Source organism: Cupriavidus sp. GA3-3 (genome assembly GCF_000389805.1).
Classification (GTDB): Bacteria; Pseudomonadota; Gammaproteobacteria; order Burkholderiales; family Burkholderiaceae; genus Cupriavidus; species Cupriavidus necator_D.
Map to the genome: position 1 here is coordinate 32,978 of NZ_KB944504.1, position 26,198 is coordinate 59,175.

General features: G+C 67.2%; 25 protein-coding genes. 5 read left to right on the plus strand and 20 right to left on the minus strand.

Annotation, left to right across the window (positions count from 1 at the left end; all coding sequences use genetic code 11):
• Window positions 1-8 precede the first annotated feature (8 nt).
• The gene (gene nadC / locus C265_RS28655; RefSeq protein WP_010810400.1) at window positions 9-842 is read left to right on the plus strand and encodes a carboxylating nicotinate-nucleotide diphosphorylase; all 834 of its coding nucleotides are present in this window, start codon (window positions 9-11) and stop codon (window positions 840-842) included.
• A gap of 101 nt (window positions 843-943) precedes the next feature.
• On the opposite strand, the gene C265_RS28660 is transcribed toward nadC, so the two are convergent.
• The gene (locus C265_RS28660; protein ID WP_010810401.1) at window positions 944-1,489 is read right to left on the minus strand and encodes a MarR family winged helix-turn-helix transcriptional regulator; all 546 of its coding nucleotides are present in this window, start codon (window positions 1,487-1,489) and stop codon (window positions 944-946) included.
• 354 nt (window positions 1,490-1,843) lie between these two features.
• Between C265_RS28660 and phnN the strand changes: the two genes are divergently transcribed.
• From phnN to C265_RS28675, 3 genes are all read left to right on the plus strand, one after another.
• Window positions 1,844-3,649 (plus strand): phosphonate metabolism protein/1,5-bisphosphokinase (PRPP-forming) PhnN, encoded by a 1,806-nt coding sequence (gene phnN, locus C265_RS28665; RefSeq protein ID WP_010810402.1) that lies wholly within the window; start codon window positions 1,844-1,846, stop codon window positions 3,647-3,649.
• A 43-nt stretch (window positions 3,650-3,692) separates the two neighbouring features.
• The gene (locus tag C265_RS28670; protein ID WP_010810403.1) at window positions 3,693-4,685 is read left to right on the plus strand and encodes a tripartite tricarboxylate transporter substrate binding protein; all 993 of its coding nucleotides are present in this window, start codon (window positions 3,693-3,695) and stop codon (window positions 4,683-4,685) included.
• Window positions 4,686-5,196: 511 nt separating this feature from the next.
• Window positions 5,197-5,922 (plus strand): hypothetical protein, encoded by a 726-nt coding sequence (locus C265_RS28675; RefSeq protein ID WP_010810404.1) that lies wholly within the window; start codon window positions 5,197-5,199, stop codon window positions 5,920-5,922.
• Between the two features lie 90 nt (window positions 5,923-6,012).
• Here C265_RS28675 and C265_RS28680 read toward each other — a convergent pair whose 3' ends face one another.
• Both C265_RS28680 and C265_RS28685 read right to left on the minus strand, forming a co-directional pair.
• Window positions 6,013-7,242: an RtcB family protein gene (locus tag C265_RS28680; RefSeq protein WP_010810405.1), complete on the minus strand. Its 1,230-nt coding sequence runs from the start codon at window positions 7,240-7,242 to the stop codon at window positions 6,013-6,015.
• Window positions 7,243-7,317: 75 nt separating this feature from the next.
• Window positions 7,318-8,283 carry a threo-3-hydroxy-L-aspartate ammonia-lyase gene (locus C265_RS28685; protein ID WP_010810406.1) on the minus strand — a complete coding sequence of 322 codons (966 nt, stop codon included), beginning with the start codon at window positions 8,281-8,283 and terminating at the stop codon, window positions 7,318-7,320.
• A 336-nt stretch (window positions 8,284-8,619) separates the two neighbouring features.
• Between C265_RS28685 and C265_RS28690 the strand changes: the two genes are divergently transcribed.
• On the plus strand, window positions 8,620-10,071 hold the full coding sequence (locus C265_RS28690) for a serine hydrolase (protein ID WP_010810407.1): 1,452 nt from the start codon (window positions 8,620-8,622) through the stop codon (window positions 10,069-10,071).
• Between the two features lie 111 nt (window positions 10,072-10,182).
• Here C265_RS28690 and dmpG read toward each other — a convergent pair whose 3' ends face one another.
• From dmpG to C265_RS28775, 17 genes are all read right to left on the minus strand, one after another.
• Window positions 10,183-11,247 carry a 4-hydroxy-2-oxovalerate aldolase gene (dmpG, locus tag C265_RS28695; RefSeq protein ID WP_010810408.1) on the minus strand — a complete coding sequence of 355 codons (1,065 nt, stop codon included), beginning with the start codon at window positions 11,245-11,247 and terminating at the stop codon, window positions 10,183-10,185.
• 17 nt (window positions 11,248-11,264) lie between these two features.
• Window positions 11,265-12,209, minus strand: coding sequence for an acetaldehyde dehydrogenase (acetylating) (locus C265_RS28700; protein WP_010810409.1), 945 nt, complete (start codon window positions 12,207-12,209; stop codon window positions 11,265-11,267).
• Between the two features lie 24 nt (window positions 12,210-12,233).
• A complete protein-coding gene (locus tag C265_RS28705; protein ID WP_255266301.1) occupies window positions 12,234-12,452 on the minus strand; it encodes a 2-hydroxymuconate tautomerase in 219 nt (72 codons plus the stop codon).
• Window positions 12,449-13,237, minus strand: a complete 789-nt coding sequence (gene dmpH / locus C265_RS28710; RefSeq protein ID WP_010810411.1) for a 2-oxo-3-hexenedioate decarboxylase — start codon at window positions 13,235-13,237, stop codon at window positions 12,449-12,451. The genes C265_RS28705 and dmpH overlap by 4 nt, the downstream gene beginning before the upstream one ends.
• A gap of 36 nt (window positions 13,238-13,273) precedes the next feature.
• A complete protein-coding gene (dmpE, locus tag C265_RS28715) occupies window positions 13,274-14,056 on the minus strand; it encodes a 2-oxopent-4-enoate hydratase (RefSeq protein WP_010810412.1) in 783 nt (260 codons plus the stop codon).
• Between the two features lie 9 nt (window positions 14,057-14,065).
• Entirely contained in the window at window positions 14,066-15,520 is a 1,455-nt protein-coding gene (locus tag C265_RS28720) for a 2-hydroxymuconic semialdehyde dehydrogenase (RefSeq protein ID WP_010810413.1), read from the minus strand.
• A 116-nt stretch (window positions 15,521-15,636) separates the two neighbouring features.
• The gene (locus C265_RS28725) at window positions 15,637-16,572 is read right to left on the minus strand and encodes a catechol 2,3-dioxygenase (protein ID WP_010810414.1); all 936 of its coding nucleotides are present in this window, start codon (window positions 16,570-16,572) and stop codon (window positions 15,637-15,639) included.
• 71 nt (window positions 16,573-16,643) lie between these two features.
• Window positions 16,644-16,967 carry a 2Fe-2S iron-sulfur cluster binding domain-containing protein gene (locus C265_RS28730; protein ID WP_010810415.1) on the minus strand — a complete coding sequence of 108 codons (324 nt, stop codon included), beginning with the start codon at window positions 16,965-16,967 and terminating at the stop codon, window positions 16,644-16,646.
• 11 nt (window positions 16,968-16,978) lie between these two features.
• Window positions 16,979-18,046 (minus strand): NADH:ubiquinone reductase (Na(+)-transporting) subunit F, encoded by a 1,068-nt coding sequence (locus C265_RS28735; RefSeq protein ID WP_010810416.1) that lies wholly within the window; start codon window positions 18,044-18,046, stop codon window positions 16,979-16,981.
• 37 nt (window positions 18,047-18,083) lie between these two features.
• Window positions 18,084-18,443, minus strand: coding sequence for a phenol hydroxylase subunit P4 (locus C265_RS28740; RefSeq protein WP_010810417.1), 360 nt, complete (start codon window positions 18,441-18,443; stop codon window positions 18,084-18,086).
• Between the two features lie 32 nt (window positions 18,444-18,475).
• Window positions 18,476-19,996, minus strand: a complete 1,521-nt coding sequence (locus C265_RS28745) for an aromatic/alkene/methane monooxygenase hydroxylase/oxygenase subunit alpha (RefSeq protein ID WP_010810418.1) — start codon at window positions 19,994-19,996, stop codon at window positions 18,476-18,478.
• 35 nt (window positions 19,997-20,031) lie between these two features.
• Window positions 20,032-20,313 carry an MmoB/DmpM family protein gene (locus tag C265_RS28750; protein ID WP_010810419.1) on the minus strand — a complete coding sequence of 94 codons (282 nt, stop codon included), beginning with the start codon at window positions 20,311-20,313 and terminating at the stop codon, window positions 20,032-20,034.
• 32 nt (window positions 20,314-20,345) lie between these two features.
• Window positions 20,346-21,341, minus strand: coding sequence for an aromatic/alkene monooxygenase hydroxylase subunit beta (locus C265_RS28755; RefSeq protein WP_010810420.1), 996 nt, complete (start codon window positions 21,339-21,341; stop codon window positions 20,346-20,348).
• A 50-nt stretch (window positions 21,342-21,391) separates the two neighbouring features.
• Entirely contained in the window at window positions 21,392-21,616 is a 225-nt protein-coding gene (locus tag C265_RS28760) for a phenol hydroxylase subunit (protein ID WP_010810421.1), read from the minus strand.
• A 502-nt stretch (window positions 21,617-22,118) separates the two neighbouring features.
• Window positions 22,119-23,846, minus strand: coding sequence for a phenol degradation transcriptional regulator PoxR (gene poxR / locus C265_RS28765; protein WP_010810422.1), 1,728 nt, complete (start codon window positions 23,844-23,846; stop codon window positions 22,119-22,121).
• 155 nt (window positions 23,847-24,001) lie between these two features.
• A complete protein-coding gene (locus tag C265_RS28770) occupies window positions 24,002-24,997 on the minus strand; it encodes a tripartite tricarboxylate transporter substrate binding protein (RefSeq protein ID WP_010810423.1) in 996 nt (331 codons plus the stop codon).
• Window positions 24,998-25,061: 64 nt separating this feature from the next.
• A complete protein-coding gene (locus C265_RS28775; protein WP_010810424.1) occupies window positions 25,062-26,180 on the minus strand; it encodes a muconate/chloromuconate family cycloisomerase in 1,119 nt (372 codons plus the stop codon).
• Between the last annotated feature and the right edge of the window lie 18 nt (window positions 26,181-26,198).

Below are 26,198 nucleotides of genomic sequence, written 5' to 3' on the forward strand. Positions count from 1 at the left end.
AGCCCTTCATGTACGACATTTTCGCCACCGACAAGCTGATCGACCTCTGGCTGACCGAAGACATCGGCATCTGCGACTTGACCGTCCAGACCATGATTGAACCGGGAGAGACCGGCACCTTCTGCATGAACGCCCGCGAGCCGATGCTTATCGCCGGCATCGACGTGGCGGCACGCATCTTCGCGCGCTACGATCCGACGCTGTCGGTCGATGTGCGCGTCGCCGACGGCGACAAGGTTGAAAAAGGCGCGGTGCTGCTTAACGTGAGCGGCAATGCACGCAGCGTCCTGACGGCCGAGCGCACCGCGCTGAACATCATGCAGCGTCTGTGCGGCATCGCCAACCATACGGCAACCTATGCCCAGGCCATTGCCCATACCAAGGCGCGCCTGATCGACAGCCGCAAGACCACGCCGGGCCTGCGCGCGCTGGAAAAGCATGCGGTGACCTGCGGCGGCGGCCTGAACCACCGGCTGAGCCTGGACAACGGCGTGATGATCAAGGACAACCACATCGCCGTGTGCGGCAGCATCGCTGCCGCCGTGGCACGCGTGCGCCGCAAGCTGCCCGTGCTGACCAAGCTGGAAGTGGAATGCGACCGGCTGGAACAGGTGCACGAAGCACTGGCAACCGGTGTCGACGTGATCATGCTGGACAACATGTCGGTGCCCGACATGAAGGAAGCCGTGCAGATCGTCAATGGCCGGACCAAAGTCGAGGCGTCAGGCGGCATCCGCCTGGAAACGATCCGGGCCGTGGCGGAAACGGGCGTGGACTACATCTCCACGAGCAAGATCACCCAGTCGGCCCCTGCCGTGGACATCGGGCTCGACGAAGCCTGACACCCGCGGGGCTCAGGCCCCCTGACCGATTCACGCCTTCTACCCAAGGCATTCACCCTTGCCGGTCTCGCCCGGCGAGGGTCTTTTCCGTTGCGGGTCGTCTACAGGTCCGAGAGCAGGCGCCCTACCTCCTGGGTGGACGGGACCCGCCGGCCATGTTCCGCCGACGCGGCTTCGTCGGCGACCAGCCGCTTCGCAATTGTGATCAGCACGCGGCGCGTGGTCAGCACGTCTTCTTCGCTCAGCCCTGCCACGCTGAGTTCATTCACCTCGGTCGCCAGCGGTTCAAGCTTGCGGCGCAGCCCGCGTCCGGTCTTGCTCAGGAACACATGCACCTTCTTCCTGTTGCCAGGAAGATGCGTGCGTTCCACGTAGCCCAGCGCCTCCAGCGCCTTGACTGCCGCAAACGTCGTCGGCTCGGTCACCCCGGCGCGTTCGCTCAGCTCTCGCTGCGACACGCCGTCATGGCGCCACAGGATACGCAGGATGGTCCAGTGGCCATACGAAACCGAATGTTCCGCCAGCCGCAGCTGCAGCGCCCGGATGTAGGCCCGGGCGGCATCCTTCACCAGGTGGGCAAGCCGTTCTTCATCGGCTTCATCCGCAGGCGTGATCGGGACCGGAGCATCCGGTTTCTTTGTGGCCATAGTCGTGAGGGAAAGTAGAGCGTATGCATGCGGCAGCGGACGGCCCGGTGCCAGCGACAGCGCACATGATAGCGCCTCCGGCGCTCGCACGCCGACATCACCGCTTCATCGGCCATGCCTCTCCATGTAGCGTTCACTCCATCAGTGCACGATGCCCGCAACCCATGCATGAGGCACCGTCACTGCGCACCCGTATCCCCGTGTTTTCCCCTACAAGTCCGCGAATCCCGCGTACACACTGGATTTGCGGGCGCTGGCCCGTTGTTTGCATTACCTTAGACATCGAACTTATCTTGACACCCCCCTGGCCGGTGCTAGCATAGCCACATAACTTCGACATCTAAGGTAATACTCATGAAGGCGACCGGCACATTCTTCTTTGTTGTGGGGCCCAGTGGCGCTGGCAAGGACTCCCTGATCGACGGTGCACGTGCCGCGCTCGACGGCGACTACGTTTTTGCGCGGCGCGTCATCACGCGTCCCGACGGGTCTGCTGGCGAAGAGCACGAAGGTGTCACGGAGGCCGAGTTCGCGCGGCGCCAGCGAAGCGGAGAGTTCCTGGTGACCTGGGACGCGCACGACCTGCGCTACGGATTGCCCAAGTCCCTGATGTGCGAGCTCGAACGCGGCCGCAACGTCGTGGCCAATGGCTCGCGCGGCGTCATCGCGGAACTCGCGGCGCGCTTGCCCCGTTTCGTGGTGGTCCTGGTAACGGCACCGCATGACGTGCTTGCCCGGCGCATTGCCGCACGCGGGCGGGAATCGGGCGACCAGGTTGCCAGCCGCGTGGCACGCGCGGGAGCTCCGGTGCCGCCACACGTCCCGTGTATCACGGTGTCGAACCACAGCACGCTGGAAGCAGGCACGGCACGCTTTGTCGAAGCCTTGCGCACCGGCACCAGGACATCCGCCGCCGAACGGCCGGCCAGCCGCACCAACCTTATGGCCAAGCTGCGCGGCGAGCCGCTCGACGAAGCGGCCTACGTTGCCGTGCTGCAGGACGCCATCGCCGGGCGCTACACCGAGGCCGAGCTGACCCAGTTCCTGGTTGCCGCAACCCGCACGCTCACGGACGAGGAAGTGGTGGCTCTGGCGCGCGCGCGTACCGCCTTCACACCCCGCATCGACTGGGACGAACCGGTAGTCGTCGACAAGCATTCGATGGGCGGCGTTCCCGGCAGCCGCATCACGCTGATCGTGGTGCCGATCGTCGCGGCCTACGGGCTGGCGATGCCCAAGACATCGTCACGCGCGATCACCTCTGCCGCCGGCACCGCCGATGCCATGGAGACCATCGCACGGGTCGACCTGGCGCATGAAGACGTGCGCCGATGCGTGGCCCAGGCACGCGCCTGCATCGCCTGGAACGGACGGCTGAACCATTCCGTGGTCGACGATGTGATGAACGCCATCACGCGACCGCTGCGGCTCGATTCGCGGCGCTGGTCGGTGGCGTCGATCCTGTCGAAAAAGTACACCGCCGGCGCCACCCACGTCATCGTCGACCTGCCCTACGGGCCGCAAACCAAGCTGGCAACACGCGCCGACGCCGAGGCGCTGGGCGCGCTGTTCGAACACGTCGGCAAGGGACTGGGCCTGCACGTACGCGCACTGGTCACGGACGGCAGCGGCCCGATCGGCCGCGGCATCGGCCCCGCACTGGAAGTGCGCGACGTCCGACTCGTGCTCGACAACGCTCCCGATGCGCCCGCCGACCTGCGCGACAAGGCCCTGCGCTTTGCCGGCGAAATCATCGCATTCGATCCCCGCGTGGACTCCCCCGAACACGGCATGCAAATTGCGGCGGCGCTGCTGCATGAAGGCAAGGCCAGGGCCGCGTTCGATCGCATCGCCGCCGCGCAGGGCGTTCGCTGCGATCCAGTGGCGCCGGGTACGCATACGCTGGTCGTTCCCGCCACCACGCGGGGCCGGGTGGCGGGCGTCGATGGCCTGCAGATTTCCGGCGTGGCGCGCGCCGCCGGCGCGCCGCGCGATGGCGGTGCCGGGGTCGACATGCTGTGCGCGATCGGTGCAAAGATGGCGCCAGGGCAACCGCTCTACCGTATCCACGCGGACTCCGCTGAAGCGCTAGAGGCGGCTGCAGCACTGGTGCGCGCCGGCGGCGAGTGCTGCCAGGCGGTGCGTATAGACCCCGATTGACCGGCTTTCCCGCTTCCTTCACCCTAACCGACGAGGCATATCAATGAGACCCCTATCCGTCGTCAGCAGTCTGGCATCGCTCCTGTTTGTCGCAGGCAGCCTGGGCACCCTGCCCGGGCGCGCCGAAGCCAATATCGCCAGTACCTTCCCGCAAAAGCCGATCCGCATGGTGGTGACGTTCCCGGCCGGAGGGGGGACCGATTCTCTCGCGCGCCTGATCGGGGCCGACATCAGCAAGTCGCTGGGACAGCCGGTGGTGATCGACAACCGGCCCGGCGCCAGCGGCAATATTGGCGCCGAGTTCGTCGCCAAGAGTCCTGCCGACGGCTATACGCTGCTCATCGTCAACAGCAGCTTTGCCATCAACCCGAGCGTCTTCAAGAAGCTGCAGTTCAATCCCAAGTCCGATTTCAGCGCCGTCATCACCTTCGCTTCGGTGCCATCGGTGATCGCCGTGCCATCGCACTCGAAACTCCGCACCTTCAGCGACCTGCTGGCGGCGGGCAAGAGCCCATCACCCCCCAGCTATGCGTCGTGCGGCAACGGCACCCCGCAGCATCTGGCCGGCGAACTGCTCAAGGTCTCGGCAAGGATGGACATGCTGCACGTGCCGTACAAGGGTTGCGCCCCCGCCATCGCCGACGTGCTCGGCAACCAGGCCGATGTCAGCGTCAACACGCTGACCAACACCATCCCCTACCTGAAAAGCAACAAGCTGCGCGCGCTGGCCGTCACGTCGAAGGCACGCTCGCCGTTCCTGCCCGACGTACCCACCGTGAGCGAGCTTGGCGTGGCCGGCTATGACGTCGACCAGTGGTTCGGCATCCTCGCCCCGGCAAATACGCCGCCCGAGATCGTGCAAAGGCTCAACACGGAAATCGCCAGGGCCATCGCCAGGCCCGAGGTCAAGGCATCGCTGACGCAGCTCGGCTTTGCCACGACGACAAGTACGCCCGCTGAATTCCAGAAGCTGGTGAGCGCCGACATCGATCGCTGGCAGAAATTCACGACGAAGATAAATCTGCTCGTCGACTGACCCGGCTGGGGCACCGGCCAGGCCACAGCAGACGGATCCCCCGACTTCCCGTAGTACATCGTTGCCACGCGGGCGCAAGCCAGCCCCCGTGAGAGCGCGTTCGTGCCTGCGGGACAGCCGCGACAATCCGGTGGCCCCGGGGGGGCGCATGCCAACTGGCCATCAGGCCGGATCAGAATCCGACCGTCGCCGACATCATCAAGGTTCACCTGCAGCGATGGGGCGCCGATGACGGCGCGTATCAAAAACGGAACCGATCTTGTTGTTTCGCATGTTTGCCGAATATACACGCTTGAAAAAACGTAGAAGAATCAAACGCGATGGCATGGATGGCATATTTGTTGCGCGAGAATTTTCGCGACGCCATCGTAAGCCAAGCCTTCCCGGCAGCCTGGCATTTTGAGGATCGGCAGGAACGAGAAGCCTGCGATTTACGCCAGAGCCTTCCTTTCCTGCCGCGGCGCGCCTTACAAAGATTTCGAATCCGGGGCACTTCCGTCAGGAGCCGGCGATGCCCAAGAGATTCTTATTTTTGTTCGCATTTTCGTTCTTACTTGGCAGCTGTGGCGGCGGCGGAGATGACGGCGGCAGCAGCGAGGCAGCGAGTCCGCCGGCGCAAACGCTGACAGTGCCGCTCACCACCGCCATGGCGGCGCTGGCGGCCAACGGCATAACCGCGAATTTTTCCATCTCCGGTTCAGTCGAGAATAAGCCAGTTTCAGGCTCAGGAACGCTCAACGCGGCGCCAGCCGATTCCGCCACGCTGAACAGCGCCGTTGTCCTGAAGACCACCGAAACCGTCACAGGCACAGTCATCACGAACGGAAACTCGGAGCCGTTTTCGGGCACCAGGTTTATCTTCAGAAACTCGGCAACCTTTGCCGTGGTCGCTATCGACCAGGGGGCGGATGGTTATGCGGCTTTCGCCGACTACACATTCCCGGCAACTGTAAAGGCTGGCGACTCCGGCCCGCTGGCAACCGCCACGATTTTCTCGGACAACACGCAAGCCGCGAAACTGGGCTCGCTCACCCAGTCCTTTTCCGTGGCACCCGATTCTGGGACCACGCTCCTCGTGACATTCCTCAACACAGAGTTCGATAACAGCAATGCCCGGGTCGGAGAGGAGGAAACCACGTTCCGGATCGACACCAGCGGAAACATCAGCTTTGTCTCGTCCAAGTTCACTTTCTTCGGTGCAAACGGACAACCGGTGAGCACGCTGATCTTCCAGTAGAGTGGCCCCGGCTGCAATGCCTCTGCGCAGGGCGGATTCAGTGCCGGATGCCCCTGCCAGAGGCCGCTCGGCGGCGAGGGCAACCGCCGTTCAGCCTTTCACGCACACCACCTGCCGCAACGTGTGCACGATCTCCACCAGGTCAGCCTGCGCCGCCATCACCGCGTCGATGTCCTTGTACGCCATCGGGATCTCGTCGATCACCGCGGCGTCCTTGCGGCATTCGACCCCCTCGGTCGCATGCACCTGGTCGGCCACGGTGAAACGGCGCTTGGCCTCGCTGCGGCTCATGGTGCGCCCCGCGCCGTGGCTGCATGAGCAGAACGATTCCGGGTTGCCCTTGCCGCGCACGATGAACGAGCGCGCGCCCATCGATCCCGGGATGATGCCCAGCTCGCCCACGCGCGCACTGACCGCGCCCTTGCGCGTTACCAGCACGTCGGCGCCGAAGTGATGCTCCTTCTGCACGTAGTTGTGGTGGCAGTTGACCGCCTCCAGCTGCGCCTGGAAGGGCTTGCGCAGCACGTGCTGCGCAGCGGCCAGCACCGCCTCCATCATCAGCTCGCGGTTGCGGCGCGCGTAGGCCTGGGCCCATGACACGGCGAAGATGTAGTCCTCGTAGTGCGTGGAGCCTTCGACCAGGTAGGCCAGGTCGCGGTCCGGCAGGTTGGCGAGGTGCTTGCGCATGTCCTGCTGCGCCAGCGAAATGAAGGTCGTGCCGATGGCATTGCCGACGCCGCGCGAGCCGCTGTGCAGCATGAACCAGACTGACTGGGCCTCGACCAGGCACACCTCGATAAAGTGGTTGCCGGTGCCGAGCGTGCCCAGGTGATTGCGATGGTTGGTGCGCGCCAGGTGCGGATACTTGTCGGTGATGCGGCGAAAGCCCGGCGCCATTTCGGCCCATGCCGCGTCAACGGGCGCCGGCGCCGAGCCCCAGGCCCCCTGGTCGCGCCGCCCGCCCTGCGCGGTGCGACCGTGAGGAACGGCGTGCTCGATCGCGCTGCGCAGCGGCCCGAGGTTGTCGGGCAGGTCAGCGGCGGTGAGCGAGGTCTTCACGGCCATCATGCCGCAGCCGATATCCACGCCCACCGCGGCGGGAATCACCGCGCCCACGGTCGGGATCACCGAGCCGATGGTCGAGCCCTTGCCCAGATGTACATCCGGCATCACCGCAAGATGGCGGAAGATGAACGGCATCCGCGCCGTGTTCAGCAGTTGCTCGCGGGCAGCGCCTTCCACCGGGACGCCGCGCGTCCACAGCTTGACCGGCTTGCCGGCGCCGGTGTCCAGCACGTCATAGTGGCGCTTGTCCGTCATGGCCGCCCCTGGCTTTGTCGTCGCGGATTGCAGGTTAGACGGCCAGGGCCAGTCCAGGATTCCCTGCCGCCCGACTCAGCCCAGCAGGAAGCTGCCGAAGGCGCCCAGGTCGACATTGCCGCCCGAGATGATGATCCCCACGCGCTTGCCCTTCACATCCAGCTTGCCGTGCAGCACCGCGGCGGCGGCCAGGCAGCCGGTGGGCTCAGCCACGATCTTCATGCGCCCGGCGAAGAACTTCATGGTGTCGACCAGTTCCGCATCCGACACCGTGACGATGTCCGTCACCAGCTCGCGGATCACGGCAAATGTGTGGTTGCCCAGGAACGGCGTCTGCGCGCCGTCGGCAATGGTGCGCGGGGTGTCGATGCGGACGATCTCGCCGCTGCGCAGGCTGCGCTGGCCATCGTTGCCGGCCTCGGGTTCGACGCCGTACACGGCACAGCCGGGCGACATCGCCCGGGCCGCCACCGCGCAGCCCGACAGCAGCCCGCCACCGCCGAGGCACACCACCAGCATGTCCAGCGGCCCGGTTTCCTCGAACAGCTCCTTGGCCGCCGTGCCCTGCCCCGCCATCACGTGCGGATGGTCATACGGCGGGATCAGCGTCATGCCGCGCTCGGCGGCGATGCGCCGGCCCAGCGCTTCGCGATCATCCTGGTAGCGGTCGTACAGCACCACTTCGGCGCCATAGCCGCGCGTGGCTTCGATCTTGATCGCGGGGGCGTCCTGCGGCATCACGATCACCGCCTGCACGCCCAGCAACCGGGCCGACAGCGCGATCGCCTGCGCATGGTTGCCGGAAGAGAACGCCAGCACGCCGCCCGCCTTCTGCTGCGGCGTGAACTGGGCGATGGCGTTGTAGGCGCCGCGGAACTTGAAGGCGCCGATGCGCTGGAAGTTCTCGGCCTTGAAGAACAGCTGCGCGCCGGTGGCCACGTTCGCGGTGGCGGAGGTCAGCACCGGGGTGCGGTGAGCCGCCGCGCGGATGCGTTCGTGTGCGGCGGCGACGTCGTCGAAGGAGATAGGCAGGGCGGTCATGGCGGTGGCAAGGAGGCTGGGACCGGCCAGTTTACCCGCCCCGGGGCCACCTTGCAGCCAGGCCGGCCCGGCGTGGCGCTATGCCGCGGCCCGCCTGTGCGCCGCGCGCCGCTGCGTGGCCAGCGTATCGGCACCCCGGTCCGTGCTCCTGTTGCGCTGGCTAACGACGCGACGCGCCGAACTGATCCCTACGAGAGAGGGGCATGGCGTGGCCAGCAGGAGGAATGGCTGTCAACGCTGGGGATGTTGCAAGCAAGGCACGGTCACTTCGACCCGGCGATGACTGCGTCGCCAGGACATGGCAGCATACGGAGCCCATGCCCCCAGGAATGCCCCATGCTGAACGGATTCGATGCACTGGTCGAAGAGTCGATGGCGGACTGGAAGATCCCCGGGCTTGCGCTGGCCGTGATCCGCGACGGCGAGCCCGTCCTGATGCTGGGCTACGGCGTCCGCGACAGCGCCGGATCAGCACCGGTGACAACGGCTACGCAGTTCATGCTGTGCTCGATCACCAAGTCCTTCACCGCGGCCGGCCTGGGCCTGCTGGTGGACGAGCGCAGGCTGGACTGGGCCACGCCCGTGCGCGACCTGATCCCGGGATTCCGGCTGCACGATGCCGTCACCACCGAGCGCATCACGGTGCGCGACCTGCTCTGCCACCACAGCGGCATGCCGCGCCACGACTGGCTCCATACCCCGGGTGACCTCGACACCGGCGAACTGCTGGCACGGCTGCGCCACCTGGCGCCCAGCCGTGACCTGCGCGAACGCTGGCAGTACCAGAACCTTGGCTACGTGATCGCCGGCCATGTGGCCGAGCGCCTCAGCGGCCAGCGCTGGGAGGACTTCACCGAGGAGCGCCTGCTGCGGCCGCTGGGCTTCTCACGCTTCGGTTTCTGCGCCGAGGCCCTGGCCGCCGCTCCCGACCACGCGCACCCGCATACGATGGTTGCAAGCGAGTGCTTGCGTGCGAACTGGTCCTCCATTGTGAAGCCGGCCGGTGGCCTCGCCACCTCGGTGGAGGACCTGGCGAAATGGATGCGCTGCCTGCTGGATGAAGGCAAGGTTGGCGGGCGTGCCCTGCTATCGCCGGCGATCGTGCGCGACATGATGACGCCAGGCGTGCATATCGGCATGTCGGAGTTCCCGGAGGTCGGCGATCAGCATTACGGCCTTGGCCTCACGGTCGAGCAATACCGCGGCGAGCGCACGGTCTCGCACAGCGGCAGCTGGCTGGGCTGGGCGGCGCTGATGACGCTGATGCCATCCAGGCGTATCGGCATTGCGGTGCTGACCAACCGGGCACCCAGCGCGGTGACCGCGCTGCTGACCTATGCGGCCCTGGACCAGTTGCGCGGCCATGCGCCCATCGACTGGCTCGGCCGCATGCGCGCCCGGCGCCAGGAAATGCTTGCGCAGCTGCGGGTCGACAAGTCGGCACGACAGGCGCGGCAACACACCGGCACCGCTCCCAGCCATCCGCTGCACGACTACGCCGGCGATTACTCCCATCCCGCCTACGGGCAGATCACCATCGATACCGATGGCGATGCACTCTCCTGGCGCTGGCGCGGCATGTCCGGCCAGCTCGCCCATCGTCATTACGATGTGTTCACCACCGCCGAAAAACCCGCCGAAATCCATCCTGACAACCTGGCCCTCACCTTCCTCTACAACCGGGAAGGCACCATCGACCGCATTGCGGCACCGCTGGAACCGCTGGTCGACGATATTGTCTTCCACCGCATGGCAAGCGGCGACGCGACCACGGCGGGGACCGACTGACGCGCAGGTTGCCGCGCAGCCGGCCCTGGCCATTGAGCGTGAGCGGCCCGATGCTGGCGATCGTTGCGGCGCGCGCCGCGCCGGCGTCGCCCTGACCGCGCCTGCCGACGGTCAGGCCACCGCCGCCGACGGCACTGCCTGCCCCGCCTGAGCACTGCGCCGCGCCAGCAAATCCAGCGCCACATCCACGATCATGTCTTCCTGCCCGCCCACCATGCGCCGCCGGCCCAGCTCGACCAGGATGTCGACCGTGCCCAGGCCGTAGCGCGCCGCGGCGGCCTCGGCATGGCGCAGGAAGCTTGAATAGACCCCGGCGTAGCCCAGCGCCAGGGTCTCGCGGTCGACGCGCACCGGGCGGTCCTGCAGCGGGCGCACGATGTCGTCGGCGGCATCCATCAGCGTGTAGAGGTCGCAGCCGTGCTGCCAGCCCAGGCGTTCGGCGGCGGCGATAAAGACTTCCAGCGGGGCGTTGCCGGCGCCGGCACCCATGCCGGCCAGGCTGGCGTCGACGCGGTCGCAGCCCTCTTCCACCGCGACGATGGAATTGGCCACGCCCAGGCTCAGGTTGTGATGGGCGTGCATGCCGGTCTGGGTTTCCGGCCTGAGCACATCCTTGAAGGCGCGGAAGCGCTCGCGCACGTCCTGCATGCCCAGCGCGCCGCCGGAATCGACCACATACACGCACTGGGCGCCGTAGCTTTCCATCAGCTTCGCCTGCTGCGCCAGCGCCGCGGGCGTGGTCATGTGGCTCATCATCAGGAAGCCGACGGTGTCCATGCCGAGTTCGCGCGCATATTCGATGTGCTGGCGCGAGACATCGGCTTCGGTGCAGTGCGTGGCCACGCGCACCACGCGCGCGCCGGCATCATAGGCGGCGCGCAGGTCGTGCACGGTGCCCACGCCCGGCAGCAGCAGCGTGGCCACGCGGGCATGGCGCACGGTCTCGGCCACGGCGGCGATCCATTCCAGGTCGGTATGGGCGCCAAAGCCGTAGTTGAAGCTGGAGCCCGACAGCCCGTCGCCGTGCGCGACCTCGATCGAATCCACGCGCGCGGCGTCGAGCGCGGCCGCGATGCGGCGCACGTGCTCCAGGCTGTACTGGTGGCGGATGGCGTGGCTGCCGTCGCGCAGCGTCACGTCCGAGATGTAGAGCTTCTTGGTGGGTTGTGCGGTCATCTTTGTCTCCCTGCGGCTCATGCGGACAGCCGGGTCTCGGCCAGGCGCTCGGCGCAGGCCAGTGCGGCGCTGGTCATGATGTCGAGGTTGCCGGCATAGGCCGGCAGGTAATGGGCGGCGCCCTCCACTTCCAGGAAGATCGAGGTCTTGAGCCCGCTCATCGGTCCCAGGCCGGGGATATTCAATGGCGCCGACGCGGCGATACGCTCGAACTGCACGCGCTGCTTGAGCCGGTAACCCGGTACGTAGCCCTGCACTGCCTGCGCCATCGCTTCGACGCTCGCCGCAATTTCCGCTTCATCGCCGTCCTCCGACAAGGTGAAGACCGTGTCGCGCATCATCAGCGGCGGTTCCGCCGGGTTGAGCACGATGATGGCCTTGCCGCGCGCGGCGCCGCCCACCGAGCACAGCGCCTGGCTGGTGGTCTCGGTGAACTCGTCGATATTGGCGCGCGTGCCCGGCCCGGCCGACCTGCTCGAGATCGACGCCACGATCTCGGCGTAGTGCACTCTGGCCACGCGCGACACCGCCGCCACCATGGGGATGGTGGCCTGGCCGCCGCAGGTGACCATATTGATGTTGGGGGCATCCAGGTGCTGGTCCAGGTTGACCACGGGCACCACGTACGGGCCGATCGACGCCGGCGTCAGGTCGATCACGCGCACGCCGTGCTGCTGCAGCACGCGGTTGTGATGCGCATGAGCACCGGCCGAGGTGGCATCGAAGGCGATGCGGATATCGCCGAAGCCCGGCATGCCGACCAGCCCGTCGATGCCCTCGGCCGTGGTCGGCACGCCCAGGCGCGCGGCGCGGGCCAGCCCGTCCGACGCGGCATCGATGCCCACCATGGCGCCCATCTCCAGGCTCCGGCCGTGGCGCATTACCTTGATCATCAGGTCGGTGCCGATATTGCCGGAGCCGATGATGGCCACCTTGTGGTGGCCGCTTGCTTTCATGTCCATGTCGTTGTCCTTATCGCGTGGGCGTCAGCGGCCCAGTTCCGTGGCGGTCTTGCCGCCGATGCCGAACTGCGCCTTCGGCACCTCGGTGATCATCACGCGCACGGTTTCCACCGGTGCGCCCACCGCTTCGACCGCGGCATCGGTGAGCGCGCGGATCAGGCGCGCCTTCTGTTCGTCGGTACGGCCTTCGATCAGGAAGACCTGCATGATTGGCATGGTGTGTCTCCTTGCTACGCGGTTCAGGTGAAGCGCATCGATACCGTGCCCAGGTGCTGGTAGCGAACGGTGATGTTGTCGCCGGCCGCCACCGCGATGGCCTCGGTCACGCCGCCGGTCATGATGAAGGTGCCCGCCGGCAGCTCGCGCCCGCGCGCCCCAAGCATATTGGCCAGCATGGCGACGCTGTTGGCCGGATGCCCGAGCACCGCCGCGCCGGCCGCGGTGGCCACCACCTCGCCGTTCTTCTCCAGCACCACGCCCAGGTTCTTCAGGTCCAGCCCCTCGGCGCCGCGGTGCGTGCCGCCCACGACGAAGCGCGCCGACGAGGTGTTGTCGGCAATCACGCTCTTCAGGTCGAAGCGGAAGTTCTCGTAGCGCGAGTCGATCACCTCCACCGCCGGCACCACGAAGTCCGTCGCGGCCAGCACGTCGCCGATATGGCAGCCAGGCCCCTTGAGCGGCGCCTTCAGCACGAAGGCGATCTCGGCTTCCACCTTGGGATGGATCAGCGTGCCGGTATCGATGGCGGCGCCGTCCATGCAGGCGCCATAGTCGGTGAGGAAGCCGTACACCGGGTCGCTCACGCCCATCTGGCGCATCTTGGCGAACGAAGTCAGGCCCATCTTGAGCCCGGCGATGCGGGTGCCGCGCGCCTCCTTGCGCGCGCGGATGGCGTCCTGGATGGCGTAGGCGTCGTCCCAGTCCATGTCCGGGTATTCGTCGGTGATCTTGCGCACCGCCTCGCGCTGCAGCTCGGCGTTCTCCAGGTGCTCGGCGAGCCGGGCAATGGTGTCGTGTGTCAGGTTCATGGCATGTCCTGCGCTGAATTGAAAAATGGGTCGGGTTCAGGCGAAGCGCACGCCGGCCGAGCCGATGCCGCCCAGGCTGATGCGCAGCTGGTCGCCGGCGGTTACGGGCACCATCGCGGCAAGAGAGCCAGACAGGATCACCTCGCCCCGCTTCAGGCCAATGCCCAGCCGGCCAAGCGTATTGGCCAGCCACGCCACCGCATTGACGGGATGCCCGAGCGCGGCCGCGCCGGCGCCGGTAGCGACGATCTCGCCGTTTTTCTCCAGCGTCATGCCGACCGTGCCCAGGTCCACGCTGCGCGGGTCCACCGCGGCATCGCCCAGCACGAACACGCCTGACGATGCGTTGTCAGCCACGGTGTCCTGGATGCGGATCTTCCAGTCGCGGATGCGCGAGTCGACGATCTCGAAGCAAGGCAGCACATAGGCGGTGGCGCGCAGCACGTCGGCATTGGTCACGCCCGGCCCCTCCAGGTCTTCCTTCAGCACGAAGGCAATCTCGCCTTCGGCCTTGGGCGCGATCAGGGTGTCGGCGGGAATCGCCGCGCCGTTGGGGTAGACCATGCCGGACAGCAGGTGGCCAAAGTCGGGCTGGCGCACGTCGAGCATGTCCATCACCACGCGGCTGGTCACACCGATCTTCTTACCGACCACGCGCTCGCCGGCGTCGAGCCGATGCTGCACCATCGCCAGCTGGATGCGGTAGGCATCGTCGATGCTCAGCTCCGGCCATGATTCGGTCAGCGGCGCCACCGGGCGACGGGAGGCCAGCGCATGGTGCAGGCCGGCGCCGATCTCAAGGATAAGTTCGTTATGCATGACGGGACCTCACAGGCGGACGCAGACGTTGCGCAGCTCGGTGTAGAACTCGAGCGAATGGACACCGCCCTCGCGGCCGATGCCGGACTGCCTGGCCCCGCCAAAGGCGGTGCGCAGGTCGCGCAGGAACCAGGCATTGATCCAGCAGATGCCAACGTCCAGCGCGCTGCCCATGCGGTGCGCGGTGCCGAGGTCGCCGGTCCAGACCGTGGCGGCCAGGCCGTACGGGCTGTCGTTGGCCAGCGTGATGACTTCCTCTTCGGTGTCGAACGGGGCGATATGGCAGCACGGCCCGAAGATCTCCTCGCGGATCACGGCGGCGCTTTCCGGCAGGCCGGTCCAGATGGTGGGCTGCACCCAGGCGCCTTCGGCCAGCGCCCCCGGCATCTGCGGCACGCCGCCGCCGGTGACCACGGTGGCGCCGGCCCCGGCGGCCTTGCGGTAGTAGGACAGCACCTTGTCGCGGTGCTCGTGCGACACCAGCGGGCCCATGTTCACGCCGGGCTCGGTGGGCCGGCCCAGCTTCAGGCCCTCGGCCTTCGCCTTCAGCGCGGCGACAAAGCGCTCGAAGATCGGCCGCTGCACGTAGACGCGCTCGGTGCCCAGGCACACCTGGCCGCTGTTCTCGAACGCCGAGCGCGTGATGCCGGCCACGGCCTTGTCGAAATCCGCATCGGCGAACACGATGCCCGCGTTCTTGCCGCCCAGCTCGAACGACACCGGCCGCACGCCGTTGGCCGCTGCCTTCATGATGGCCTCGCCGGTGCGGGTCTCGCCGGTGAAGGTGATGCCGTTGACCTGCGGGTGCGCGGTCAGGAACGCGCCGGCCGAATCCGGGCCAAAGCCGTGCACCACGTTGTAGACGCCGGGCGGCACGCCGGCCTCGTTCATCACCTCGCCCAGCAGCGTCGCGGTGGCGGGGGTCTCCTCCGAGGGCTTGACCACCACGGTGTTGCCGCAGGCCAGCGCCGGCCCGACCTTCCATGTCATCAGCAGCAGTGGCAGGTTCCACGGGCACACCACGCCGATCACGCCGCGCGGGCTGCGCAACGCGTAGTTGATGGCCTTGCCGCCGTCGGGCGTGTCCATGGCAAAGCTTTCGGTCGGCACGTTGCGGATCAGGTCGGCAAAGACCTTGAAGTTGGCCGCGCCGCGCGGGATGTCGATATGGCTGGCCAGCCCGAAGGGCTTGCCGGTATCGGCGATCTCTGCCTGCACGAATTCGTCGAAGCGGCGGTTGATGCCGTCGGCCACCGCGTGCAGCAGCTCGACCCGCTGCGCCACCGTCATGCGGCCCCACGGCCCCTGCAGCGCACGGCGCGCGGCCTGCACCGCGGCGTCGACCTCGGCCTGGCCGGCCTCGTGCACGTGGCCGATCAGGCTGTTGTCGGCCGGGTTGCGGTTCTCGAAGGTCCGCGCGGTGCCGACCCACTCGCCGTTGATGAAGTTCTTGAAGTCTTTCATATTGGTTCTCTGGTGTTGAAGCAATCGCGCACTGCGATCCTCCGCTCATCGATTGGATGCCCCCTCTCCCGCTTGCGGGAGAGGGGAGCAAACCAGCGGGAGGCGAGCGTTCTCGCTCAGGTCAGCACATTCAAGAACGCCTCGTTCAGCTTCCTGTCGTGATAGAAGATCGCGCGCCCCAGCTCGTTGTCGGTCCAGGTGATGGTGGGCTTGTCCGGGTAGTGGATATAGCCGCCGGAGAACACCTCGTTGCGGTTGCCGGAGGGATCGAAGAAGTAGATCGTCGCGCCGCGCGTGATGCCGTGCCGGGTCGGGCCGATGTCGAGCGACACATCCTTCTTGGAGATGATGTCGGCCGCCTTCAGCACTTCGCTCCAGTTATCAAGCAGGAACGAGGCATGGTGGAAGCGGTTCTTCTCCGGGTGCCGGATAAAGGCGATGTCGTGCGCCTTGTTCGAGCAGGTCAGGAAGGCGCCGATCAGCATCTCGCCGTCGGGGCCGGCCACGACCTGCTCGGCCAGAGAGAAGCCCAGCACGTCGCGGAACAACTTGACGGTGCCGTCGACATCGTCGCCATACAGCAGGCAGTGGTCGAAGCGGCTGGGCGCCATGCCGCGCAGGTCGTCCGGCCAGGGGTCGGGATTGAGGTCGCCGGTCTTGCAGCCAAGCTTGTCCTTGTCGGCAAAGAGTTCGATCGCATGCCCTGTCGGTATGGTGAAGCGAAAGCGCACGCCGGTATGCGGGTGCTCGCCCGCGGCGATCCACTGGCAGTCGGTGGCGAGGCCGGATTGCTCCACCTCCTGCGCCAGCCGCTCCAGCGTGTGGCCGCTGTCGACGCGAAAACCCATGTAGTCCATGCCCGGGCTGTCGGCCTCGCGCAGCACCACGCTGTGGTGGTCGTGCTCGTCCCATGCCTTCAGGAACACCCGGCCCTGCGCATCGCGCGCGGTTTCGATCAAGCCGAGTACCTCGGTGTAGTGTTTCAGCGCCGGTTCCAGCTCCAGCACGCGCAGGGCTACATGCCCCGGTCGCAATACGCCTGTCAATGCCATGATGGGTCTCCTGGTGTGGTGGGGTGGCGTTGTGTGGGTGCCACCTTCCTTGCTTGTGCTTCGTTTGCGTGCTACCGGCCCTGTTCGCGCCACCGCTGCTTTTCCAGGCAGCGCTGCAGCAGGGCCACCGGCCGCAGGCGGATATCGCTGTCCGGGTAGGTCTTGCAGGCCAGCACCAGTCCGTCGCGCTGCTCCGCTTCGGACAGGCAGGCGCGGCTCATCTTGCCGGCGTGAAAGTCGCCGGCTTCGATGCGGACCTTGCACACGCCGCAGCCGCCGCCGCGGCAGCCGGCGGGGATGCCGCGCTGGCCCAGCACTTCCATGGCCCGCAGCAGGTTCTGCTCCGCCGCGCAGGGGTAGCGCAGCCCGCTGCCGGCGATCTCGACGGTATGCATGGCCGGCCTCCTCAGATCTTGAACAGCGGACTGCGCGCGCTGTTCTGCGCATCGGCCGCGGACAGGAACTTCTCGGTGTGGATATCCGCCTCGAACAGCCGGCCCTGCATCAGCGTGCGGATGCAGGCCTCGATCATCGGCGGCGGCCCGCACAGGTAGGCCTTGTGGCCGCCGAAGTCGGCATTGCCGTCCTGCGCGTAGAGCTGGTGCAGCACGTCATGCACGTAGCCGCGCGCGCCGCTCCAGCCGCTGTCGGCGGGTTCGTCCGACAGCGCGGGCACGTAGCGGAAGTTGGGGTGGGCCTGCGCCAGTGCCTGGAACTCGGCGTCGTAGTACAGCTCGCCGCGGTTGCGCGCGCCCTGCACCAGCGTCATCGGCAGGGTCTCGCCGGCGGCCAGCAGGTCCAGGATCATCGCGCGCGGGCTGGACAGGCCGGAGCCGCCCGCGAGGAACAGCATCGGCACCTGCGCCGACTTGCGCACGAAGAAGCGGCCATAGGGCGCTGAGAACGACAATTCGTCGCCGACCGCCAGCTGGTCGTGCAGGTAGCCGGTGGCCTGCCCGTCCGGCACGCGCCGCACGTGCAGCTCGACCAGCTCGTCGCCCGGCGCGTTGGCCAGCGAGAACGCACGCGGCTGGTCGCAGCCCGGCACGTTCAGGTTGACGTACTGACCGGCCTGGAAGGTCGTGCGTCCGCCATCCTTCACACGCAGCCAGATGCCCAGGATGGTGGGCGTCAGGGCGCGCGTCTCGACAACTTCGGCGCGATAGTCGGCCAGCGGCAGGCCCAGCGCATCGGCGTCTTCCTCGATGTCGGCCTCGATCACCAGGTCCGACTGCGCGGTCGCGCAGCAGGCCAGGCACTGGCCGTTGTCGCGCTCGAAATCCATCAGCGCGAAGCTGGAGGCCTCGCCCTGCTCGACCTCGCCGTCCACCACCTGCACCTTGCAGGTGGCGCACAGCCCGTGGCAGCAGGCATGGGGCAGCCACACGCCGTTGCGCAGGCAGGCGTCCAGCACGGTCTGCCCGGGAGCGATGGGGATGGTCTGCCCGATCGGTTCAATGGTCAGCGAATACATCTTGGTCTCCTTCCGGTGGTGCGTTCGACCATGCGCCTCAGCTGCGGCTGCCGCCGATGCCGTCCAGCCCCGGCGTGCGGAAGCGGATCACGTCCTTGTGGCCCAGGCCGTTCTCTTCCAGCGAGCGGTCCAGGTCGGGCTGCCAGGGCTGGCCGCCGCGCAGCCACTGCACCTGGCCCCAGTCGATGCGGGCAAAGTCGGGGTGGTAGCCGTAGACGCCGGGCAGCACCTTGTCGACCACGTCGCGCAGCGGCATCGACGGCGGGAACGGGAAGCAATGCGGCGCGCAGAACAGCAGGTGGCCGTCCCAGCCGATATAGAGCAGCCGGTTGCCGTGGAACACGGCCTCGCGGTCGGCCGCCTCGAAGGCGTAGTCGCCGATGGATACGACGGGCATGGTTGTCTCCTTGTCTTGTGATGGGGGCCGCTTCAGGCGGCGTCCGCGGCAGGCCCGATGCCCTTCCACGCGTTCCAGTTGCGCTGGTCCTGCGAGCCCTCGAAGTCGAGGTTGTCAGCGCCCGGGTTCAGCCGGTACCACTTGAGCACGTCCTCCAGCGTGGCGCCGCCGCAGTTGCCCTGGTAGATCTGGTGCACCGGCAGCCAGGCCTGCGCGTACTTGGCGGGCTCGTCGTCGAAGATGTCCTTGCAGCCGTCCGAGCAGAAATGGAACTTCATGCCGTGGTAGCTGCTTTCGCGGTAGCAGGTCTGGGTCGGGTCGTCCGGCTCCGAGAACACCATCGGGATCTGGCAGGTCTGGCACAGCATCGGCAGCGTGGTGTTGTAGAAGCGCTCGCCGGCCTGCTGGCGCTCCTGCCAGTGGTCCAGGCGCGGCTTGTAGTAGCGCTCGAAGGTCTGGGGGTACTTCTCGGCCAGCCATGCCATCTCGTCGGCCTTGGGCACCCAGGTGTGGAAGCCGGCGGCGCCCGCGTAGTTATAGAAGGTGGCCCAGGCCTCGTGCGTGATGCGGTCCTTGGTCCTGGTGGCCACTTCGTGGTACTTGGGCATGCGCAGGCCGTAGCGCTCCAGGTCCTTGAACAGGGCCCCGCCCGCCTGCTCGAAGTACATCTCCCAGGCCTCGGCCCACGACATCACGCGCTTGGGCAGCATGTAGTCCATCATCATGCCGACCAGCGTGAGCAGTCGGAAGCCGCGCCAGAACCACTTGTCCAGCCACTTCTGCAGGATCGGGATATTGCCGGGGTCCTGCTCGCACAGGAACTTGACCACTTCCAGGCCCAGCGTCATGTGGCGCGACTCGTCGGACTGCGCGGAGAAGCCGAAGGTCACCGTGGCCATGTCGCCGTTGTAGGCGGCGCCGGACATGAACGGCATGAACAGCAGGTTGGTCAGCACATACTCGAACGAGAACGAGATCGCGGTGATGAACTCGAACGGCCCCGCGCTCATCGCGTCCTCGAAGTAGGACTTCGGCACCGACAGGTACCAGACCCGGTCGTGCATATGGCGCCATTCGCCAAAGCCGTGGAAGTACTTGTTGTAGACCGACAGCGTGTGCAGCTGGGTCTGGGCGTGGCGCAGCTCGTCGACCGACTGCATCTGCGCCGCCACGCGCGCGCCGGCGCCGCGGAAATGCCGGCCCAGGTGCGCGTAGCCGCGGTGGGCGGCGTATTCCAGCGGCGTCACGCCGGTCAGGAACAACCGCAGCGCGTTCAGGTAGCGCGGGTCGGATACGTTCAGGTGGCCGTTGTTCTGCACGAACGAGTCGATGATCGCGTACAGCTTGCGCTCCTTCTCCGACTGGTATTTCCAGTAGGCATCCATGGTCATGCGGAACGGGTCTTCCCATTTGTCCCAGTCGTGGATGCGGATGCCCTCGTACTTGTCGAACGGGAAGACCTTGTCCATCGGCTCGTAGGTCGTTTCCCAGGCCAGGTCCCGCGTCATCGAGGCGTACTTCTCGCGCAGGTTGAGCTTCTTGCGTGCGTCCATGATGTCTCCGTGATGTTCTGTGTGCCGCTGCCCGGTCAGGCGTTCCAGCGCAGCGTGAAGGCGTCTTCGTCTTCGTCGATGTTTCCGCACAGCGAGATCAGGTTCAGGTGGATCTCCTGCAGGTCCCAGTCGCGGCCGAGCTTGCCGGCCACCAGTTCGCGCACGATGGTCAGGTGGCCGGGGGCGTCGATCTTGACCATGGCGGGAAACTGCGACACCACCGCATGCGGGTTGGCCTCGGTGATGGCGTCGATGATGGGTCGGGTGTCGTCGTTGTTCTGCAGGGCGATATAGACGTTGGCAGCGGTGGCTGACATGGCGTGTCTCCGTGGGGTACGTCGTGGGCGGATCAGGCAGCCAGGCCGAGCCTGCCCAGGCGGACTTCGAACTGCTCGCGGCACAGCGCCACCATCTGCGCGCCGTCTTCGCCGGTGAGCGCATCGGCCACCGGCACCAGCGCCTGCGCCACCTCGGCGCAGGCGGCGCGCGCCCAGCCCGACAGCAGCGCGCGGTTGGCGTCGGACTCGGCCGCTGCGGCCTGGATCACGGCATCGACCCAGCGTGCGTGCTCGTCGCGCCAGTCGTTCATGAATTCGGTCAGCACCGCCAGCCCGGTGCCGCAGGCGCGCGCGATCACCGCGTCGGCATGCTGGTAGACCAGCGGGTAGAGCAGTCCGTCGAGCACCAGGTTCTGTGCGACGAAGGTCTCGAACCAGTCCCCGGTGACAAAGGTGTGCTCGACAAAGCGGCGCAGCGGCTGCCACGCGGCGCTCTCCAGCCAGGCCACCCTGGCCCGCTCCAGCGCCACGCCGGTATTGCCGTCCAGCAGCATGCCGATGCGCGACAGGTATTGGGCGATACCCAGGCGGTCCATCGCGCAATAGGTGCAGGCCTGCGTGATGGCCGTGCCCCAGCCATAGTCGGCGCAGTAGAAGTTGTTCATGTTGGCGCCCCACTCCACATGGCGCAGCGGCAGCAGGCCAACGGCCAGGCGTTCCTGCCATTCGGCCGGCAGCGCCTGCAGCAGCCCGCGCTTCTCGACGAAAGCAAAGCTCTTTTCGGTTGCATCCTGCTGGCGCCCACGCGCGGTCACGTAGGCGCCGTAGTAGAACTGGCGCGGGTCCTTCAGCGCGTACCAGTCCTGCATCACGATCGCCGTGCGGCGCTTGTCATACAGCTCGAAGCCTGGGTCCCAGGTGGGGCGGTAGTGGAAGTTCACCTCAGACTGCACGTCGTAGGTCGCCTCCTGGTAGCGCGACGCCGGCTTGTCGCCGAAGCGGCGCGCGACATGGCCGTAGGTCTGGCGCAGCGGCTGGATCTGCTGGGTCTTGATATCGACTTGCATCGCTTGGTCTCCTGTATCCCTTCTCTCTTTGTGATGCGGTGGCTGCGGCGTCAGTCGTCGGCTTGCGGCTGCGGCGCGGTTTCCAGCGGGGGCAGGAAGCGCACGCGGTTGACGCAGCAGAAGGCTTCGAACATCGGTTCCGGCATGATCAGTTCGACGTTGAGCTCCGGGTCGGCCACGCTGAAGGCGAACTGCACAAACCCTTCGGGGGTGCGGCCCTCGACCCGCACATAGCGCGGCGTGGCTTCGAACAGGGGAACCGACGGGGTGTTCATGGCGCGCTCCGTTGCGTTGGCTGGACGCAGGCCTTACTGCGAAGACCGTGCCAGCAAGCGCGAAGCGTTGTGGGACAAGGGTTACGGGGAATTGGCGATGGCGAGCGTGCGCGTTAACCCGGAAAGGTCCGCGCGAAACGCATCGATGAATTGATGAAGCTGCGCACAGGTCTTAATCAAATGATCAAAAGCCGCGCCGGGCGGGCGTTTGCGGGCAGCGAGCAGATGCGGATGGGATTGCCCTGCGGCGCAGCAGCGTGCGTGGGCAACCTGGGTGAGAAGACTTGATCTGGCAGGGAAAAATCGCTGGCGCGGTGCAGCATCGGGCAACTTCGGGCCGATGCGCGGCCCGGAGGGGCTGCATCAAATGATCAAGTGGGGAAGAAGCTGGAATTCGAGGCGCGTGGAAGACGCGATCGATGTTGATGACCACCGGCGCGCTCCCTCTCCCGCAAGCGGGAGAGGGGAGCAAACCCTCGGCACTTGAGGCGAGGAAACGGCGTCAGTTACCGTTGCCGTGCCCGTTACCGGCACGCGTACCGCGCATCTTCCACCGATACGCCAGCTGCGGCCGCGTAATGCCGAGCAACCGCGCCGCCTGGCTCATGTTGCCGTCGGCGCGCTGCATGGCCGCCTCCATCAGCACGGTCTCGACGTCGCCCAGCGCCAGTTGCTGCTCTGACATCTGGTCCAGCAGCGCATGGACCGCGGCTTCGCGCAGGTCTGGCAAGGTGCCGCCCGCGCCCAGCCGCGGCGCGGTATCCACCACCGGTGCCACGGTGCCCGGCAGGAACAGGTGGTCGGCGGTGATCTGGCCGCCCTGGCTGGCCAGGATCACGCCGCGCTCGATCACGTTCTCCAGTTCGCGCACATTGCCGGGCCAGTCATAGTGGCGCAGCTCGGCCAGCGCGCGGTCCGTGATGCCGACGATGCGCTTGCCGTGGCGCGCGCCGTAGCGGGCCACGAAGCGCTCGGCCAGCGGCCGGATGTCGTCCAGGCGCTCGCGCAGCGGCGGGATCGTGACCGGGTAGACGTTGAGGCGGTAGTACAGGTCCTTGCGGAAGGTGCCCTGCTTCACGGCTTCGGCCAGGTCGACATTGGTGGCGGCCACCAGCCGCACATCCACCTTGCGCGTGCCGGTGCCGCCCACGCGCTCGACCTCGCCTTCCTGCAGCACGCGCAGCAGCTTGGACTGGGCAGAGGCCGACAGCTCGCCCAGTTCGTCCAGGAACAGCGTGCCGCCATGCGCACGCTCGAAGCGCCCGGGGCGCGACTGGCTGGCGCCGGTGAAGGCGCCCTTTTCCACGCCGAACAGCTCGGACTCGATCAGCTCATCGGGAATCGCCGCGCAGTTCACGGCAATGAAGGGCTTGTCGGCGCGCCCGCTCACGCTGTGCAGCGCCTGCGCGAACCGCTCCTTCCCCACGCCGGTCTCGCCCAGCAGCAGCACCGTCACGTTGCTGGCCGCGGCCCGCTGCAGCAGGCCCCAGGCGGCACGGAAGCCGGGCGAGGTGCCGACCAGGTCGGCCGGCGTGGCCGGGGTGCCCTGCAGCGCGCGCAGGTGCTCTACCTCGCTCTGCAAGGCGATGATGGTTTCGATCACGGGATCGGGCTGGTACAGCGCCAGCGCCTGCGCGCCGTCTTCCCAGGCTTCCACCGGCTTGCCGATGATGCGGCAGTGCGGATGGCCGCAGGCGATGCACTCGACCTCGCGGTACAGGATGGTGCGCCCCATCAGCGCCGAGGTGTAGCCGGTGGCGTAGCCGATCTGCATCCAGCAGGCAGGCTCGTCGACGATGCCGAACAGCTGGCGGTGGACGTCGCCCTCGAAAGAGTCTTCCCACAGGAATTCGCCATCGTAGATGCCGGCGGCGATGTCGATGTCGACCTTGACCGGCGTGACCCGCACCACCCCCTCGATGGTATGCAGGCAGGGCCCGATCTCCAGCTGGCCGAAGTCGCTGTGGCCGGCGCGCAGCTTGCGCGCGACCTCCGCATCGCGCATGCCCGAATGGAAGCCCATGCGCATGAACAGGCCGCGCGCGCGCTCCATGCCCAGGGTGTCCACCAGTTCCTTGCGCAGCGCGCCCAGGGCGGCGGTATGGATCAGGATCATGCGCTGCTCGTCCAGCCAGATCGCACCCTCCTCCATGGCGAAGCGCAGGCGGCGGGCAAGATCGGCCAGGCCATCGCGCATGGTGGCCGAGAACTTGTCGGTTGAACTGCTCATTGTCTCCCCTCAGTGCCGGCGGGTGATCCGCTCGAGTGTGCCTTTCGGCTGGCATCTTACGCACATTATGTGCCAGGGAGACGGGGGCAGGGTAATGACATTCCCCCGGAGCATTTCCGGGGGGTCTCCCTATGAACCGCGTTGGTCCGGGCCGCTCAATCCGCCCGGATACCCCGCTGGCGGATCAGCACACCCCACTTGTCGGTTTCCTTCGCCAGGTGCTCGCGCAGCACCGCCGGCGAACTGCCGATCGGCTCGGCGCCGATCAGCGCCAGCCGCTTCTGCACCGCAGGCTTGCGCAGCGCCTCGAGCATGGCGCGGTTGAGCGCGTCGATGACCGGCTGCGGCGTCTTCGCCGGCACGAAGGCGGCGAACCACGGCGACAGCTCATAGCCCGGCAGGCCGGCCTCCGCCACCGTCGGCACGTTGGGCAGCGCGCTGGAGCGCTTGCTGGTGGTGACCGCGATCGCCGTCAGCTTGCCCGATTCGATATGCGGCCTGGCCGAGGTGATGCTGTCGAACATGTAGTCGACCTGGCCGCCCAGCAGGTCCGTCATGGCCGGGCCGCTGCCCTTGTAGGGGATATGCAGCATGTCGACGCCGGCCATCGAGGTGAACAGCTCGCCTGCCAGGTGGATCGAGGTGCCATTGCCCGCGGAGGCATAGGTGTACTTGCCCGGCGCCGCCTTGGCGTGCGCCACCACGTCCTTGACGGTGCTTTCCTGGCGCCGCGCCTTGCTGGCCACCAGCACGTTGGGCACCACCGCCAGCAGCGACACCGGCGCGAAGTCCTTGACCGGGTCGTAGCTCAGCCGGCCGTACAGCGCCGGGTTCACGGCCATGCCGTTGGCAACGATGATCAGCGTGTAGCCGTCGGCGGGCGCGCGCGCCACCAGTTCGGCGCCGATATTGCCGCCGGCGCCCGGCCGGTTCTCGACCACGATGGCCTGGCCCAGCGTGCGCGACATGTCTTCGCCCAGCGTGCGCGCGATATTGTCCATGGCACCGCCCGCGGGGAACGGCACGTTCCAGCGGATCGGATGGTCGGGATAGGCCGCGTGCGCGGCCGGCGCTGCGAACGACAGGCCGGCAGCCAGTGCCAGCGCCCCTGCGCGGCTGGTGCTTGCCAGCCGCTGGAATAACGTCTTCATTGGTCTCCTCACTTGATGCGTGCAGGCACCGGTGTGCCATGCGGGGGGTGCGCTGCCTGCCAGTTCAGCCGCGCCGGTAGTGCGCCAGCTTGTCTTCGTCCAGCGCCAGCCCCAGGCCGGGGCCTTCAGGCAGGTGCAGGCTGAAGTCGCGGTACTCGGGGCGCTGCTGCACGATATCGTCCTTGAGCAGCAGCGGTCCGAACAGCTCGGTGCCCCAGGCCAGCTGCGGCAGCGTGCAGAAGCCATGCGCCGCGGCGATGGTGCCGACGCTGCCCTCCAGCATGGTGCCGCCGTACAGCGCGATGCCGGCGGCGTCGCCCACCGCGGCGGTGCGCAGCATGCCGAAGATGCCGCCGGCCTTGGCGATCTTCAGCGCGAACACGTCGGCGCCGCCGATGCGCGCCAGTTCCATCGCGTCTTCCGGGCCGCACACCGCTTCATCGGCCATGATCGGCACCACGAAGCGCGCGGCCAGCCGGGCCAGCGCCATGCGCTGCTCACGCGGAGTGGGCTGCTCGATCAGGTCGATGCCGGCGGCTTCCAGCATGGCGATGCCGGTGGCGGCGTCGGCCTCGTTCCAGGCCTGGTTGACGTCGACGGTGACGCGCGCCCGCTCGCCCAGCGCGCGCTTGATCGCGGCCACGTGGGCCACGTCGTCGCGCACGCTGCGCCGGCCGATCTTCAGCTTGAAGGTATGGTGGCGGCGCTCGGCCAGCAGTTGCTCGGCCTCGGCGATGTCGCGGGCGGTGTCGCCGCTGGCAAGCGTCCACAGCACCGGCAGGGTCGAGCGCACCGCGCCCCCCAGCAGCGTGGCCAGCGGCACGCCCAGGCGCTTGCCCTGCGCATCCAGCAACGCGGTCTCCAGCGCTGACTTGGCGAAGCGGTTGCCGCGCGCGACCTTGCCCAGGCGCGCCATCGCGCCATGCACGTTGGTGGCATCCTGGCCAGCCAGCGCGGGGGCCAGGTAGGTGTCGATGGTCAGCTTGATGCCTTCCGGACTTTCGTCGCCATAGGACAGGCCGCCGATGGTGGTGGCCTCGCCGATGCCCTCCACGCCGTCGCTGCAGCGCAGCCGCACGATCACCAGCGTCTGCTGCTGCATGGTGGCCATGGCCAGCTGGTGTGCCCGGATGGTGGGCAGGTCCACCAGGATGGCTTCCACCGAAGTGATAGTCGTGGTCATACCTTGTCGATGCCAATT

Coding starts and splice junctions, on each gene's coding strand:
- C265_RS28720 (WP_010810413.1), bottom strand. CDS start 15,520: ATGAAAGACTTCAAGAACTTCATCAACGGCGAGTGGGTCGGCACCGCG.
- C265_RS28755 (WP_010810420.1), bottom strand. CDS start 21,341: ATGCAAGTCGATATCAAGACCCAGCAGATCCAGCCGCTGCGCCAGACC.
- C265_RS28730 (WP_010810415.1), bottom strand. CDS start 16,967: ATGCATACCGTCGAGATCGCCGGCAGCGGGCTGCGCTACCCCTGCGCG.
- C265_RS28680 (WP_010810405.1), bottom strand. CDS start 7,242: ATGACGGACAAGCGCCACTATGACGTGCTGGACACCGGCGCCGGCAAG.
- C265_RS28770 (WP_010810423.1), bottom strand. CDS start 24,997: ATGAAGACGTTATTCCAGCGGCTGGCAAGCACCAGCCGCGCAGGGGCG.
- C265_RS28750 (WP_010810419.1), bottom strand. CDS start 20,313: ATGTCAGCCACCGCTGCCAACGTCTATATCGCCCTGCAGAACAACGAC.
- C265_RS28675 (WP_010810404.1), top strand. CDS start 5,197: ATGCCCAAGAGATTCTTATTTTTGTTCGCATTTTCGTTCTTACTTGGC.
- poxR (WP_010810422.1), bottom strand. CDS start 23,846: ATGAGCAGTTCAACCGACAAGTTCTCGGCCACCATGCGCGATGGCCTG.
- C265_RS28670 (WP_010810403.1), top strand. CDS start 3,693: ATGAGACCCCTATCCGTCGTCAGCAGTCTGGCATCGCTCCTGTTTGTC.
- dmpH (WP_010810411.1), bottom strand. CDS start 13,237: ATGAACCTGACACACGACACCATTGCCCGGCTCGCCGAGCACCTGGAG.
- dmpG (WP_010810408.1), bottom strand. CDS start 11,247: ATGACCGCACAACCCACCAAGAAGCTCTACATCTCGGACGTGACGCTG.
- C265_RS28690 (WP_010810407.1), top strand. CDS start 8,620: ATGCTGAACGGATTCGATGCACTGGTCGAAGAGTCGATGGCGGACTGG.
- C265_RS28660 (WP_010810401.1), bottom strand. CDS start 1,489: ATGGCCACAAAGAAACCGGATGCTCCGGTCCCGATCACGCCTGCGGAT.
- C265_RS28775 (WP_010810424.1), bottom strand. CDS start 26,180: ATGACCACGACTATCACTTCGGTGGAAGCCATCCTGGTGGACCTGCCC.
- dmpE (WP_010810412.1), bottom strand. CDS start 14,056: ATGCATAACGAACTTATCCTTGAGATCGGCGCCGGCCTGCACCATGCG.
- C265_RS28700 (WP_010810409.1), bottom strand. CDS start 12,209: ATGGACATGAAAGCAAGCGGCCACCACAAGGTGGCCATCATCGGCTCC.
- C265_RS28745 (WP_010810418.1), bottom strand. CDS start 19,996: ATGGACGCACGCAAGAAGCTCAACCTGCGCGAGAAGTACGCCTCGATG.
- C265_RS28725 (WP_010810414.1), bottom strand. CDS start 16,572: ATGGCATTGACAGGCGTATTGCGACCGGGGCATGTAGCCCTGCGCGTG.
- C265_RS28740 (WP_010810417.1), bottom strand. CDS start 18,443: ATGCCCGTCGTATCCATCGGCGACTACGCCTTCGAGGCGGCCGACCGC.
- C265_RS28735 (WP_010810416.1), bottom strand. CDS start 18,046: ATGTATTCGCTGACCATTGAACCGATCGGGCAGACCATCCCCATCGCT.
- C265_RS28685 (WP_010810406.1), bottom strand. CDS start 8,283: ATGACCGCCCTGCCTATCTCCTTCGACGACGTCGCCGCCGCACACGAA.
- C265_RS28760 (WP_010810421.1), bottom strand. CDS start 21,616: ATGAACACCCCGTCGGTTCCCCTGTTCGAAGCCACGCCGCGCTATGTG.
- phnN (WP_010810402.1), top strand. CDS start 1,844: ATGAAGGCGACCGGCACATTCTTCTTTGTTGTGGGGCCCAGTGGCGCT.
- nadC (WP_010810400.1), top strand. CDS start 9: ATGTACGACATTTTCGCCACCGACAAGCTGATCGACCTCTGGCTGACC.